The 16621-nt window shown below is 35.9% G+C and carries 8 protein-coding genes; all 8 read right to left on the bottom strand.

The genetic code is table 11. The features are described from left to right. Positions 1 to 46: 46 nt before the first annotated feature. The 8 genes from EM308_RS07420 to EM308_RS07385 all read right to left on the bottom strand — a co-directional run bounded on the left by EM308_RS07420 (position 47) and on the right by EM308_RS07385 (position 16544). Positions 47 to 4084, bottom strand: a complete 4038-nt coding sequence (locus EM308_RS07420) for a hybrid sensor histidine kinase/response regulator (protein WP_035638027.1) — start codon at positions 4082 to 4084, stop codon at positions 47 to 49. Positions 4085 to 4132: 48 nt separating this feature from the next. Continuing rightward, complete coding sequence (locus tag EM308_RS07415; protein WP_035638069.1) at positions 4133 to 5962, bottom strand: metallophosphoesterase family protein; 1830 nt, start codon at positions 5960 to 5962, stop codon at positions 4133 to 4135. A 259-nt stretch (positions 5963 to 6221) separates the two neighbouring features. Further along, the gene (locus EM308_RS07410) at positions 6222 to 7073 is read right to left on the bottom strand and encodes a DUF4861 family protein (protein WP_035638029.1); all 852 of its coding nucleotides are present in this window, start codon (positions 7071 to 7073) and stop codon (positions 6222 to 6224) included. A gap of 83 nt (positions 7074 to 7156) precedes the next feature. Then, complete coding sequence (locus tag EM308_RS07405; protein ID WP_051877816.1) at positions 7157 to 8953, bottom strand: hypothetical protein; 1797 nt, start codon at positions 8951 to 8953, stop codon at positions 7157 to 7159. Positions 8954 to 9223: 270 nt separating this feature from the next. Beyond that, positions 9224 to 9790, bottom strand: coding sequence for a hypothetical protein (locus EM308_RS07400; RefSeq protein ID WP_035638031.1), 567 nt, complete (start codon positions 9788 to 9790; stop codon positions 9224 to 9226). Between the two features lie 12 nt (positions 9791 to 9802). Continuing rightward, positions 9803 to 12073 (bottom strand): GH92 family glycosyl hydrolase, encoded by a 2271-nt coding sequence (locus EM308_RS07395; protein WP_035638033.1) that lies wholly within the window; start codon positions 12071 to 12073, stop codon positions 9803 to 9805. A 52-nt stretch (positions 12074 to 12125) separates the two neighbouring features. After that, positions 12126 to 14438, bottom strand: a complete 2313-nt coding sequence (locus EM308_RS07390) for a GH92 family glycosyl hydrolase (protein WP_035638074.1) — start codon at positions 14436 to 14438, stop codon at positions 12126 to 12128. A 498-nt stretch (positions 14439 to 14936) separates the two neighbouring features. Further along, a complete protein-coding gene (locus tag EM308_RS07385) occupies positions 14937 to 16544 on the bottom strand; it encodes a RagB/SusD family nutrient uptake outer membrane protein (RefSeq protein WP_035638076.1) in 1608 nt (535 codons plus the stop codon). Between the last annotated feature and the right edge of the window lie 77 nt (positions 16545 to 16621).

The following is a 16621-nucleotide window of genomic DNA, read 5'->3' as shown; positions in this document are numbered from 1 at the left end:
TGGATAGATTATATTTTACACTGATGATTTACAAGTCTTTAAAAATTCACCCACCAATTAACTTACTCGGAGGAAACCCAAATTGCTTTTTAAAACATCGGCTAAAATATAAGGGATCATTAAAACCTACCAATTCGGTTACTTCAGAAACATTATACCTTTTTGTTTTTAAGAGTTCTGCAGCTTTTTTGAGGCGTATTGTTCTGATAAATTCATTAGGCGCCAAATCAGTAAGCTCTTTAATTTTTCGGTAGAGTTTTGAAGAACTTACGCCTAATTTTTCACAAAGAAATTCTGTCGACAATTCCTCTTCGCTTAGATTGTCATTAATCAAACCAGTTAATTTAGCCATAAACTCTTCGTCAATTGGTGAATGCGTAAGTAAACCAACCTTACTTTCGACTTCTCCAGAGAATTTAGCCTTTAGCTCCAATCGGGATTTAATAATATTTTCTACAACCGTTTTTAACAGCGAAGGCTCAAATGGTTTTACTATATAACCGTCAGCACCTACACCATAACCTTTTAGCTTATCGTCGTTCTCAGAAAGTGCAGTCAGCATAATAACGGGTATGTGGCTAATAAATTCATCCCTTTTTAACTGTTCACAAAATTCGATTCCGCCCATAATTGGCATCATAACATCTGTAACGCATAGGATAGGTTTAATTTGTCTGCAAATTTTCAGTCCTTCCTCCCCGTTTTCGGCTTCGTACACTTTGTAATAATCAGACAGGTAATCAACCAAATATTTTCTGAGTTCAACATTATCTTCAACAACCAATATTTTCTGTTTTAACTCTGTATTCTGAAGTATTTTTTTTGCCGTTTTTTCAGGAACAGACATACTTTGATTGTCATTTTTCAAAACATATTCAAAGACTTCTTTCTCAGTGTAAAACTCGCGAGCAATTGGCAATTCAACAGTAAAAACACTGCCTTCATCCACGGCACTTTTTAGTTTTATGTTTCCTTTATGAAGTGCAACCAATGATTTTACCAATGACAGACCAATTCCTGATCCTGTATTTTGGGTTTTATGGGCGCTTACCTGATAAAAACGTTTGAAAATTTTCTCCTGACTTTTCAAAGGAATTCCAATTCCAGTGTCACTTACCTCAAAAACCAATATGCCCTCATCCCCATCTTTCAGCTTAATGTACAAATCCACATTCCCGTGATTGTCTGTAAATTTTAAAGCATTGGACAAAAGATTAAACAGAATTTTATCACATTTATCATTATCTACCCAACCAACTATACTGTCGTTTTCAGTAATAAAATTCAATGTAATATCTTTATTGAAAGCCAGTTCTTTGAAAGAATCAAAAATATTTTTGGAGTAGGTAATAATATCCGTCTTTGAAACTTTTAGTTTTAATTCGCCGGCCTGTGCTTTTCTAAAATCCAAAACCTGATTTACCAAGTTTAACATCCTGCTCGCATTTTGATGAATCAAATTATACCTGCTTTTTTGATATTCGCTGGCATTCCCTTCGTCCATCAATTGTTTGGCAGGGCCTAAAATCAAGGTCAAAGGCGTTCTTAACTCATGCGAGATATTGGTAAAAAAACGAAGCTTTTCATTGTTGAGTTTAATGTCCTGCTCACGTTTAATTTTTTCTGTTAATAATTCCTGTTTTAAACGAATACGGTTTCTAACCTCTTTTCGGGTAAAATAAAAAATAATGGAAAACAAAATAAGATACATCAGAAACGCTATTGGCGTTAGCCAAAAAGGTGGAAGGATTCTGATTTCATACGCAACTATTTTACTCCATTGCCCGTCACTGTTGCTCGATTTTATTTTAAAAATATATTTCCCCGGATAAAGATTGGTGTATTGAACGGTTCTTGAATTACTATTGGCTGAAATCCAATTTTTGTCAAAACCTTCCAGCATATATTCAAATTTGTTCAGTTTTTCGTTTGTAAAAGATGGTGTCGAAAATTGGAGCGAAAAATCACGGTTTTTATAACTAAGCTCTACCTTTTTACTATAATTCAAATCAGATGAAAACGGCACTTGACCGTTTATTTCTGTCCCTGGCACCACCTCTTCGTTCTGAATTTTGAATTCGGTAATAACAGGTGCTGGCGACCATTTATTGCTGATTATTTTATCTAATGAAAAATAAATAATCCCATTTTTACTTCCTAAATAAATGTTGGAACTATTCAAATTAAAGAAGCTACTGGAACTAAAAACATCCAATCTGTTACCGCTTTTTACATGGTAAACATTAACATCCTTCAAATTAGCATTCAATCTTGCAACTGTATTGTTATTGATATTTAGCCATAAATTCCCTTTTTTGTCTGACAAAATATCCGTAATCCAGTTTCCGGAAAGTTCTCTGGGACTTGTTATAGGTCTAAAATTGTCTTTGGAACGATCATAAATACATAAACCCAAACGTGTAGTAGCCCATATTCTGCCCTTAGAATCAACTAGAATATCACTGATGTTATCATCGTGTGGGATGCCTTTTTCTTTTGCATAAATCGACTTGTAAATTTTTATCTGCCCCGTATTTGCATTGTATTTTGCCACACCCGTTTCGGTTGCTATCCAGACATTATTGGCTTTATCCTTTTCAATGGCATTAATCTCAAACCCAGGAAGCAATTTGCCTGTAGCGGTCTGAACTTGTAATGTTTGAGTATTTAAAATAACAGCTCCTTCCCCAAAAGACCCAATCATGAGAGCCTGTTCGCTAATCTTGTTGAAAGCAAATATTGGGGTCGCGCCAAATCCTAAAGTAACTTCTTTGGAACTATTAGTAGCATAATTATAAACTAGCACATTTCCGTTCCAAAGCCCACAGTAAAATATTTTTCCGTCATCAGAATAAATACTTGCCATGTCTTTTTTGGGATTGCACAGCGGTACAAACCCTTTAGCATTAGAAACAAAAAGTCCATTATGTCTTGTCTCTACGATTAATTTATTATCATACGTTTTTGAAAATCCACGAATACGTGGCGCTTGATTTCCTATGTAATGCGGAATGTCTCTGTTGAGAACAAACTGGTTTTCATAGGGATCATATTTGTCCAATCCATCCTCAGTTCCAATCCATAATACACCCGAAGCATCAAAGTACAAAGCCGATACTAAGTTGTCTACTATGGAGTTATCATCAGACAATATTGCATAATACCATTTATAATTACCTGTTGGAATATCTTCAAGTTCGTTACAAACGAGTAAACCTCCCAGCGTCCCAACCCAGTATTTTCCATCTGGAGCCTGAGCTACCGACAGGAAATAAGGGCCTAAATTATTCCTGATTTCCTTACTTTCAATATATAGATTTACAAATTTATTGGCTGATTTATCCAGTTTATACAACCCTTCGCGGGTACCTATGAAAATATCAGTTTTTGAATTTTCATAAATAAAATTAATATAAGGGTTTTTGCTATTTGAATTAGGAACTGTCAACGTATAATTATTAATTCGAACAATTTCGCCTCTATTGTCCAAAGTAATTTTTGCAACCGAACCCTTTTCATAGCTCCCAATCCAAATTCCTCCTTTTTTGTCTTCAAAAATTTCATTTACATATTCAAATCCGGGGATGGAAACTTTTTCAAATCTGTTTTCTTTCGGAAAAAACATATAAGCGCCTTTGGTTTTGGTTCCTACCCAAATCCTTTTGAATTTGTCTACATGTACCGCTCTGATTTCTTCGTCTGGTAAACTTTTTGGATTATTTATTTGAGGCAAAAAAGTCGTAAATTCATTAGTATCAATTTTATAAAGCGTCAAGCCCTTTCTTGTCCCTATCCATAAATTATTCGAAGTTTTATCAAGTTCGAGGGCTGTTATATCATCATTGTGCAAGCGGTTTTCACTCGGTGAAGTACTCATGTATTTTTTAAACTGATACCCGTCAAAACGGTTCAGTCCCGAAAATGTACCAAACCACATAAACCCTTTTTTGTCCTGAACAATATGCCTAACAGAATTATGGGACAAACCATTATTGTCATTATAATGATCAAATTTTATATCCTGAGAATGAGAATAATAAAAACTGATCAAACAAATAAATACTATAAAAGGATTCGATTTCATGATATGTACAATGTGACTATTTTTGAGCGACTAAATCTACTATTTTTCTCAGGGGTTAATTCGGTCAATTTTATTTGTTTTTAAATTGATTTTAAAATGATTTGAGGGTTGGCTATTCATGGTTTTCAGCATTATTTCTGACCATAAAACCAACTTTTTATCATTCGCTTTTTTCAATTGTTCGCAAACCATCTGATATTGTTTTAATCTATTGGCACCTATCTCCGGCTTGGCCAATTCATCGGCATTTTTTAATCGGTAAAAATCAAAAATCATATCCAAACCACTCCACGATTCAAAATCACGGATTGTTAATTCATTCGCCAATAATTGCTTTTCGATTTCTGAAGGCTTTTTATTTATTTCCAACAAATTCTTTCCGGAAAGATGTTCTATGGAAGCTAAAAAATCAGCCGGAAAATCTTCGGGCAAAAAACGAAGCCGAACCAATTCTTTCAAATGCCATCGGGTAAAATCTTCATAATCCTTGGCATTCAAAATCTCTTTATTCCAAACATTGGGGCTTTTTATTTCTTGTAAATGAGCGTATTCTTCCTTATAAAAAGGAAACAGGCTATTAAACTTTGGAACCGAACGAACCACAACCGTTTCGACCTCAACGTCAGAATTGGAATGAATGGTAAGAATTTTGTACGCTGGCATATAAGCCGCCAAAGAAGGCGTTTGGATATTAAACAAAGTGTTCCCTCTTGCAGTCGTACGCACTCCCGTGTCGTTGATATGCATGTGTCCTCCAAAATGAATTTGAATTCCCGCATCCGCAAATAGTTGCGCTACTTCTTCATTGGGAACTCTTGGGATTTGCATTTTATCGGCACCAAAAAAACGTTTCATTTCAACCGATGCGTTGTCATTAAATTCAACCATGGGATAATGACTGAAAGCTATCAGGATTTTCCCTTTTTGTTTGGCTTCCGCCGAAACTCTTCTGACCCAATCAATTAAATATTTTTTATAAATAAGCACATTATTGTAGCCTATACTGGCTCCCGAAAAATCATTCGGATTTCCCTGTAAACCGGACAACTTTTGATTTGGAACATAGGCATTCGCATCTATTGCCAAAAGCCAAATCCCTTTTATTGGCTCAACCAAATAACTGGCATCTGGAAGGAATAAATTGGTGTTTTTAACCGGGTAAATTCGTTTTTCTAAAATAGATGCTGCCAAAGCTTTTTCAAAATTATAGTCGTCATAGCCATAATTTGAAAAAGGAGTTTCCCAATAGAGATATTCTTTTTTTGGATAAAATCCAAAGTCAGCCATTTCAAGCAAAGTCTCTTTGTATCCCCCGTTTTTTATATCCGAAGTAATAATAGGAGGCAATTGATTGTTCTGAGTTTTTAAGATGCCTTTGGAACTGCTGATAATTTGTTCTTTACCTTCTTTTCCCAAAAAATCAGTTTTGGCGGCTTCCTGCGCAAAAGGTTTCGGTGCATCATGATTTCCTGTGGTTACAAAAAAGGAAATGCCATACTTTTGGGAATAGGTATCGAGTATTTTTTTTAATCCCCGAATATGGACAGGTTGTCCGTCATCACTAAAATCGCCGGGAAGCACAACTTGTTTGATGCCTCTTTTGGCGACATCATTTAAAGCCTCCAGAAAAGCAAAATAATTTTCATTGAAGATTCGGGTAGAATGCAATTGCGAACTCATGGTTCTGATATTGGCATATTCACCCGTTACAGGATTTTTGATTCCCTGGTAATCATTGTCCTGAAATTTTGCAAAAATATCCTGCAAATGAACATCGGCTATAAAAGCAATTTGAAGTGAAGGTTTTCTTTCTGGTTGTGCTGATTTACAGGCAAACAAAGAAAACAAAAGCAATAGCAAACCCGATATTCTTAACATATTATAACATTCTTTTAACCCATGGGGTGTAATTATTTTTAACATATAGAAATAGCGACACCCAACGCATGAGTTTTTTAAATGACCGCAAATTCGCAAATTTGTTTCTTATAAACCTTAATTTTAAAATTTTTAAGAAACTGATTTGTATTAATTTCGCTAAAAGAGATAATTTATAATAGACATTATTATTAAAATTTGCGAATTTGCGGTAAAAACAACTCATCTGTTTGCCCTAATCCAACAGGCAAAAGTTATGCTATTTTTTTATGTAAGCTTCCAATTTATCAAGAGTATTTAATTCTTGTTCTCTGGCACTGGAAGAAATGATTTTTGTCTCTAATGTTGTTGTTGGTTTCGAGATTAGCAAATACTGCGTTCCATCGTCTGTGTTTTTCACATAGTCTTTTGGATTGTACATTATCGCTGCACCAATTCCTACAACCTCAGCAGCTACGTCTTCTGGGTGTTTTCCCCATACAGCAATGTAATTAGCTCCTTTTTTGGTTTCGAAATCTTTGAAATAATTTACTCCGGTAGCAAATTGTACTTTTTCTCCAGTTAAGCTAACTGCTTCAACTTTGGCTTCTCTTTTACCAGAAAACACGGTTACACGAACCAAAATATCTACTTTTTTTCCTTTGTATGGAACTCCTCTCGAAATCATTTCCATGTAAGAGGTATTGGCCGTTTTTCCCACGTGAGCCAAACGATTGGTCACTGGATTCAGTGGAACCACTTTTTCTCCATCCCAAAGTTTTACCCCTCCTAAACCTACTGTATTAGCAACTTTATAATAATCAGCTCCCCAACCTTGTTTTTGTTGTTCTGGAGTTGGGTACCAATGGGCTGCTTTCAACTCCAATCCCGGTTTTGCTTTAGAATAAACATCGATGGCCACTTTATCACTAAAATAAATTCTCAATGCCATCCACTCGTTTTCGACTGCTGGTCCATGGTGTCCGATTGTCTGATATAAATCTCCAGACTCTGAACCAATATCAGTCAGGTATGTTATTTTTTCAGCTTTCATGTACAAACTTGTGTCTGTATTATTTTGTGCGAAACCGGCAAAACAAAACAGCAAAGCGGTAATAAATGATAATTTCATAATTTCAATTATTTTACAATTAATATAATGCCCGTAAAATTAAAAATAACTGTACACAGTACACTAATAATTACTTAATATAATTACGAAATTGTCATTTTATGTCTAAAAGGCGTATATCCGGTAATATAAACATGCTCTCCTGAGGTGCGCAAACTCCCCTGATGGTAAGTATATTCTTCGCTATCTAGATTTTCGACATTAAGATGCTCGCATTTACCTGGTCCAAATTGTATGGAATCGCTCCCTGCCGAAAGTTGTCCTGTCCCGGTTTTTAAGAAATAATTGTTCTTTTCATCCTTCACAGCTCCAGTAATCTGACTTCCTTCTTTAAAACACATTTCGATTGTCACTTCAACATTTGGAGGACCATCGACAATAAAATCGATATCCAAAGCTCCATTATTCTCCACAATCTCGATCATAGTGACTTGTTTTTTTACATTGCTTCTGGTTCGAGACTCAAAATCCATTTTATTCCAGAATCGCCCATCTTGTGATTCTGATAATTTATAATCGCCATCGGGTTTTATGAACTCAGCGGCAAGTGGCTGATAATAATCTGCTTCCTTGCTTTCTTTCAGAATGTATTTATTTCCTTCTTTCACAATACCATCTGCACTAAAATATCCCATTCTAAAAAATGACGTGGACAAACGCATATACCTCAGCACAGAATCCCCTTTTCGATACATTAAAAAGTTTGGATTTGAAGATCTTCCCGAAACAATCTCCAACGGTTTATCATTTCCTCCAAATAATGTTACAGAAGTATTTCCGCGTCGGATTCTTGCCAGATTTGAAAGGGCAAAAAACTTTTCAAAATCATTTGTTACTGAGCCTACCGCCGGAATTGGTTTCCGGAGCTCTTCATTTTCCATAAAAAAACATAAAGAATCCGGCAGAATCTCACTTGTAAATTCAGGAAGGTTTTCTATGACATTAACCATATGAACAAACACCGGATCATTGGTTTTTATTGCCATATATCGGTATTGTAAATAGAATTTATTTACTTTTATATTCATAAACTGATCCTGTCTCTTGGAATCAACCGAAACCAAATCCCCATTGGGTTCTGTATAATAAAAATACGTTGTCAGGTTTTTGTGAACGATATCCAGTAATTTTGGTCTATCCAACAATCTCGCAATCGTAATTAAAGCTTTGTCAATAACGGCAGAGTATATCCCGCTTCGTTCCGAATAATGTCCATCTGCATTCATGTAGATTCCTTCGGCGAGCCATTGATCAATTCTTTTAACATATTTGGGATCCGGATACAGGGAATTGATATTTGCCAAAGCCGCGCAAACCACCCATCTGTGATTTGGCGTATGAATCCCACCGGTCACCATCGCTTCGCCAGCATTGACGATAAAGGTTTTCATTTTGTTTCTTAACCCTTCAAAATCCTTTTGTTTATCCAAGTTCAACACAGCTGCTGCTGGACAAATAGATTCCAAAACAAAAGCTGTGTCTGGCGGAGATTGCCTGTTTCCGCCTGCGTCTAATGTGCCATCGCTGTATTGTTCTTTCAACAAAATATCCATTGCCTCATTCAGCTTTTCAGCCAACACTTTGGATTTGTAATATACGGATGACGAGTTTGACAATGAAGCAGCCATAACGGTTACTGCACTTGCTATCGGACGAAAATTACTGAGTCTGACATTGGGTTCAACCAGCGCTTTATTCAATATGATTTTGACTTTGGCATCATTATTCAAAAGAAGTTTTTTCATTAATAGAACATCTTCCTTTGTCTTGTTTTTATTTAAAAAAAAGTCATTTGCAAAAATGGAATTGCTAACTAATGTTCCTACCAGTGACAAACCTCCGAGTTTAATAAATTCCCCGCGGCTCATTTTATTTTTCATACTCTTTGGTTTTGGTTTTAGTTAATAGGCTATTTACCCGTCGGACGAAATTATTTTTTAACACATAGAAACATAGAATCCACAGTATTTAAAAGAATTTGATAATCGTTTTACTCTTCACATAGCCAATCTATGTGGAAAATAGACCTATTTCTATTCTTTCTTTAATAATTTGCTATTAAATCTATGTTTCTATGTGTTTAAAAATAATTTCACCCATCGAGTGTTATTTATAAAAACTATTGGTCAGTTAGTTTTTATCCTAGAAAATTACTTATCCGCAATTTTTACAAGTGTAAAATTAATTTCCAATGGGTTTTCGGTTATTTTACAGATTAAAGGGAAATCGGGATTTTTGATAATCCACATTTCAGTTTTGTCAATCTGTGCAATCACATGAAAAGCATCAACAGATTTTCCATCAACAGCAACACTACTTTTTTCGACTTTTTCATCCAAAACATAAGTCGTATTGTTATAAATAAACTTCTTATTTTTCAACAAATCCTGGTAAGCCGACTGCGAAATCATAAAAAAAGTTTCGGTAGGTTTCAAAACCAAAACTTCTGAATATTCTCCTTGATTAAAACTCAATGCGTTACCATTTTTCAAAGCTTTCTGGCTAATCACAATATTACTTTTCACGCCTCGGGTCACCAAATTTAAAACAAGTGTATCCTTGTCCATTTTGATGGTAAGTGTCAATGGCCTCGTTTGACCATGCAGCTTACAGATATAGTTTAATTCTGTATTGTTTTTAATTGATGGAACATAGTTTTGTGACAGTCCTATTTGACCAATTGTACAAAAAAGGATCGCTAAAATTGTATTTTTCATACTTAGTGTTTTTTATTTTTTTGGTGGTAAAATAGTCGTTCCCCAAGTCGAAGGTTTTGAATCCATTTCAAAAACCAATTCGCCTCCCTTCATAATATCATCATGCATAATCCACGCTTTGTTGTACGGTTTCCCGTTTAAGAAAGCTGCTTTTATATATTTATTTTTAGCATTCATATTCTTGGCAGTTATCTTAAAATTGTTTCCATTTTCTAACTGAACAGTAGTTTCCTTAATGAAAGGTGCATTCAATAAATAATAAGGCTGACCCGCATTAGGATACAAACCCATCATGTGAAAAGCGAGCCAGGAAGACATCGCTCCCGAATCATCATTTCCGGGTAAACCGTTAGGAGTCGCATTAAAATTGTTCTGAATAATTTCGTGAATTCTGTCACTGCTCAAATACGGTTTTCCAATCCAATGGTACAAGCAAGGTGTCAAAAATGACGGTTCGTTAGCTACATTATACAATTTTGAATCAAAGAAAATATCCAATCTTTTTTGGAAAGCCTCATTACCTCCAGACTTGCGAACAAGCTCTGGAACATCATGCGGAATACTAAACGAATACTCCCAAGAATTTGCTTCGTAGAAAAATACGCACCAGTGGCAAACATACCAAGGAGATTCAATAATAACCGGAGTATACTTGAATGTTGGTTTTTGAATTTTTGATTCTCCAAAAACAATATCATCCAACCAATTTCCTGCTGCGTCTTTTGGCATAATAAATCCTTTGGCCCCGTTATTTTCATAATCAGAACGCCATAAATTCTGCCAACTGTCGGCCTGTTTCATGTATTGATTGTATAAATCAGTGTAGCCTAATCCTTTGGCCACGGTGGCAATATTATAATCATTATATGAAAAATCGATCGTCATGTTTCCGGCACGGGGAACATTATAAGGCACATAACCCAAACGCAGATATTCCATCAATCCACCTCTTCCTTCTTTCTCTTCGTTTCCGCCGGGAGGAACTGTAGCGTCTTTCAGCATGGCTTTCAATGCCAATTCGTAATCAATTCCTTTTAGGTTTTTGACAAATGCATCGGCTACGACCACTTCTGCATTCGAACCGCCTTGCGTACGGCCGTTATCATTTCCGCTTCGGCCTTCGGGCATATAACCGTCTCTTTTGTAAATGTTCAACATTGCGTTGACAATTTCGACTTCACGCTTGGAATCTATCAATGTTATAAGCGGACTGGAACTCCTGAAAGTATCCCAAATACAATAAAAATCATCGTAATACGGCTCATCATTTGTCCATAACGGGTTCTCCCCTGTTCTGTCCACAGGCGCTAACATGGTGTGATACAAACCGGTATAAAACATTTTCTTATACTCTTCAGAAGTATCTGATGAGAGTTTTATACGGCTTAGTAATGGCTCCCATTTATTTTGCAAAGCCGATAAAACCGTATTAAAATTCCAATGCGGGATTTCGACCTCGACGTTATTTTTTGCTTTTAATTCACTTAAAAAAGAAATTCCGATTTTTACGTTCAGCTCCTGTTTTCCATCTTTTCCAAAAGAAAACAAAGCCGCTGTTTTTTTCCCTGAATCAAATTGGGAAGATTGATTGGCATAAAATTTTCCGTCTTTGCAGGTAACGTATTTTGCGATTGGCTGGTCAAAAACAGCCCAGAAATAAACGGTGTAAGCACGGCCATTATTCCACCCGCCTCTTATTCGGCTATAGCCTCGAACTTCGTGATCTGAAACAATCTCTATTTGGGATCCTACAAATTGCTGCGCTTCCCTTCCTTCCGGTTCTGGAGATTCGCCCAAGAAAAAACCGGGATCAATCTTTAGTTCTTTGGAAGCATTTTTTGGGTAAGTAATGCGATAAAAAGAAGCTTTTTCGGCGGTTGTTATTTCAGTTTTTATTTGATTTTCTTTAAAAACCGTTTCATAATAACCCAATTTCACATTTTCCTCTGCTCTATAAGAAGTTTGATCCAACTTATCCAAAGCGCCAGAAAAAGGCATAATCTGAATATTACCATATTTTGGACCGCCACCGGTTCCGCTAACATGAATCTGGCTAAATCCTGTCACTTCTTTTGGTAAAGGCAACCATCCGCTATTCGAGTTTACGGTGCAATCCGGACTTGGTTTTACCATTCCGTAAGGACACGATGGGCCTATAAAAACACGACCAACACCTTCTGACCCAATCATGGGGTCAACATAATTATGAACCGGGTTTTGGGCATTAATTGTAAAGAATGACGATATCCCTAAAAAAAGTATAGCCTTAGTGTATATTTTCATTTGTATATTATATTTCTTTCGTAGTTATTTTTCTCATTTAAAGTTTAAAACATTAATGCTTTGGCTTATCAGACATTTCCAGAATCAATTTTCCTCCATTTGTAATATCCTGATGGGAAATGCTAAAGTTATCTACATCTGTATTATTGAATTTAATTTTATTTATATAGATATTAGAAGGACTATTATTTGCCGATTCAATAACAAAATTCCTGCCAGAATAATACTTTGGATTCAATTCAATAGACACTTTATTGAATAATGGACTTCCAATTTGGTACTCTGGATTTTCATCAGTTCCGCCATTCATTTGAAACAAACCAATCTTAAGCAATACGTTAAGACTTCCCATCAAACCTTGGTCTTCATCGCCATTATAACCCGTTTCCGGATTCAGTCCGCTGAAGGTTTCTTTTACCACATTTCGAGTCCAATACTGTGTTAAATCAGGTCTTCCTAACTTATTAAAAATAAAAGTTGTTTGTATAGAAGGCTGATTTCCAAAATTTATCGGAATACGGCTCAACTCAGGATGCAATTCCGCTTCATGCGAAGTACCCGATGTGAATTTTAATTTTCTTGCAGTCTCAAATTGAGTATTCAATTTTTCAGTTGCTTTTTCTTTTCCACCCATTAGCACTGCCAAACCTTCAATATCATGTGGTACAAACCATGTAGTTTGTGCGCTGTTGGATTCTACAAATCCGTTTTCATACAGATAAGGATCAAAATTTTCAAGCCATTTTCCATCAACATTTTTTGGACGCATCCATCCAACTGTTTTATCAAAAACATTTTGATAATTTCTGGATCTCGACATGAAATAATTATAATCTTCCTGGTGATTTAATTTTTTGGCCAATTGTGCCAAAGTCCAATCTTCATAAGCATATTCCAACGTAAGTCCGGCTCCGTCCTGATGACTTCCAAAATTTCCATCCGGATTTGGATAGGGAACAAAGCCTTTTTCCAGATAATATTTTAAGCCACCCCCGCTATTTGTTTTGTGCTCATATCCTGCTTTTCCCATGATACCATTGAGCATGTGGTTTTTTTTGAGTGCCTCATAAATAGATTCCAAATCGTCTTTTACAATTCCTTTTTGAATGGCAGTAACCAAAAAAGGTGTAGTCGAAGCTCCGGTCATCACATACGTATCATTCCCACCCGATGGCCCACGCGGAATCATTCCGCCATCTTTATAATACTGCATCAACGAATGAACAAATTCGTCCATGATTTCGGGGTAAACAAGTCCCCAAAGTGTATTAATTGTCCATTGTGCTCCCCAAAACGAATCCGAATTGTACTGGTTAAATTTGGGTTTGCCTTTCTCATCAAGCGGCAATTGCCCGATTCTGAATTTTTCTCCCGTATTATCAGGATAAGCACCATTTACATCACTAATCATTTTTCGCCCCTGCAAAGCGTGCCAAAGATCGGTATAAAATCTTCTTTGATCGGTTTCTGTTCCACCTTCAACTTTAATTCTGCCCAACAAATTATTCCATTCGTTTCTGGATTCTTTCACTACTTTATCAAAATCCCAATGAGGCAATTCTTCCTGAATATTGATAGAAGCATTTTCTACCGAAGTATAGGAAATGCCAACCTTCATCAATATTTTTTTATCGGATTTACCAAAATGAACCAGAAAGTTTCCGGTAGTTGAATCACGCTCTACCGAAGCGATTGGAGCATTAAATTTAACTTTATAAAATACGGTCAATGGTTTTGGACGTCTAAAATTAGTGCTTAAAACCAATGACCCAGAAAGTTCATAATCGTTATTTTTTTCCAATAGACCATTTGTATTATCAGTTGGCCCCAAAATAGTATTCAGATTGAACAGAATTGCTTTTTGATCATTGACAGGAAATGTGTATCTATGAAAACCTACTCTTTTGGTGCTCGTCAATTCGGCCTTTATTTGGTATCTGTCAAGAATAAGAAAATGATAACCTGGAGTTATTTTCTCTGTTTCATGACTGAATTTTGAATAAAAATCTTTAAAAATACTTTTTTCATTTTCTTTGGAAACAGTAACAGGCATTACTGAAACCCCAGACAACTGCCATTCATGAACATGGCTAAACCCTTTTACCGTATCGGTTTTATACTTATATCCACAACCCCAATCACCATTGATTTGAGTATCCGGACTTAAATTTACCATCCCAAATGGACGGCTGGCGGAAGAAAAGTAAAACCAGCGTGAATTTTCGGTATCAAGCAAAGGGTACACCTTATCCACCAATTGGTTATTTGGAAGAGAAGCTGTTTTTACGGCTTTACAAGACACTTGAAAGACAAGGCAGATTCCTATTCCTATGCGTCCAATTTTATAAATTTTATCGAATTTCATTTCACTTTTTATATTGACAAGCCACATACTTGCTTGAGATGTATTGGTTTTATTTGGCCCAAAATTTGGGGATTAGGCCGTCTTTACACAACAAATAATTCTGTAGTGTTTCACTATTTATCAATTGTATTCTTTTTTTTGGTTTCAAAAAAGTACATCAACTATTTAATAACCAGCTTGGTATAATTATGTTTTAACACAGAAACATAGAATTTATAGTTTTTAAAAAGAATTACATAACCGTTTCACTTCTCACAGAGATAGGCTATGTGTGAAATAGTGCTATTTCTATTCATTCTATACAGATGAACTATAAAATCTATTTGCCTATGTGTTCAATTTTTGTTTAAATAGAATTACACCCAACGAGTTTTAATTATCAAACTTTACAAACAACCAAAATCAAACTTTTTAATAAAAAAGGAGAAGAAATTTTTAATCTTCCTCTCCTTTTTTTAGAGTTAAAATCTATTACAATTTGTTTTATTAGTATTTATCCTAATACCCAGGATTTTGACCCAAATTAGGATTCAAAGCCTTAGCATAAGTTGGAATAGGGAAAATACGACGGTATGTTTCCGAATTCGTTTTGAATCCCCATTGTCCTTCATATTTACCAAAACGGATCATGTCATTTCTATGCCATGCTTCCCAAGCAAATTCACGGCTTCTTTCTTTGTACAAATCATCTAATGTTACGGCTGTCCATGCAGCAGAAGTTGAGCGATTGGAACGAACCATGTTTACCAACGAAAGAGCCGTTTGTCCCAAAGTAGCATTTCCTCCACGAAGAATGGCCTCAGCTTTCATCAAAATAACATCTGAATAGCGCAAAAATGGTACGTCATTATTCTGGTTACGGCTTGTTGAACTAGCATCTGGGTAAAATTTAATATTTCTGTACCCCATATTCCAGGCAATTTCATCATTCCCACAGTCAAACAAAGCAGGATTCTGACGAAGTACAATATCTGGTGTTAAATTTACCTGATAGGTATAAGTAGCTCCACCATCTGCACCAGTATAAAATTGGTCATACCCTTTCTTTGTAGTAGTAACCATTACTGGAGTAACACCATCATTCATAAATTGCAAACCAGTCAACCATTGCTTGTTACGAATATCATTAGCATCATTGAAATAAGCATAGAATGAAGCCAGAGTACTTCTAGGCGCACTCGGCGTAAAAGCAAGACCAAACTTAGCTCTTTCTGAACGTGGCACATCATAACGTGAGTGGTACATTTGTCCATTGTAACCTACTGTGGCTGCAGAAGGATCAAAAGGTACTGCAAAAATGAACTCTTTCATTTGCGGACCATTGTTTGGATAAAACATTTGAAGGTATGAAGCTCTTGGTTCAATAGCATACAATCCGGAATTAATTACAGCATCGCAGGCCGCAACACAATCATTATATCGTTGTGTTCCAGTATAAACCTCAGCATTCAAATACAACTTGGCAAGCATAGCATTTGCTGTTTGTTTATTTGGTCGGCCGTATGTTGTTATTCCTGATGCAGGATTTAGATTAGGAATAGCCTTTTTTAATTCTTTTTCAATGAAATTAAAAACTTCAACTCTACTAGCTCTGGATTTAGAACTAAATTCACCATAAACCGTATCCAATGGCACACCTCCATAAGAGTCCATCATCATGAAATAAGAAATGGCACGCATTGTTTTCAATTCAGAAATCATTGTAGATTTTTCTGCACCACTAGGCATCGTTTTATCTAAAATTGCAATGGTCTGATTACTTGTTCCAATAACTTTTTCTGCCCAATCCCACGGACCAACGCCATTATCTGCCGTCCAGTCATGATAATGCTGACAAGCATAAGCTCTATTGTCAAACCAGTTTCCGGCACGTGCAGGCATAATGGACTCATCTGTGGTTAATGATTGTGAATTCCACCAGGAAAAAGCTAAATCTCCACGAAAAGCAGCATATACAGCGCCAGATGTTTGAATATACTGTGCCGAATTTTGAGGGAATACATCTGGTGTAAGTTGTGTTGTAATTGGCACATCAAGATTTTCGCAAGACCATAATAAACCGGCTGCAAGTACTGGAAGTCCTATATATTTGAATATTTTTTTCATATGTCGATATTTTATTGTTTTTTGGGTCATATGTAATTTGCACACAGGCATTGGGTTTTGATACCAAATTTGTAGTA

This window comes from Flavobacterium gilvum, from assembly GCF_001761465.1.
GTDB classification, from domain to species: domain Bacteria; phylum Bacteroidota; class Bacteroidia; order Flavobacteriales; family Flavobacteriaceae; genus Flavobacterium; species Flavobacterium gilvum.
Note: the sequence above shows the minus strand (reverse complement) of the source record. Positions and strands in the feature narration are given on the sequence as shown.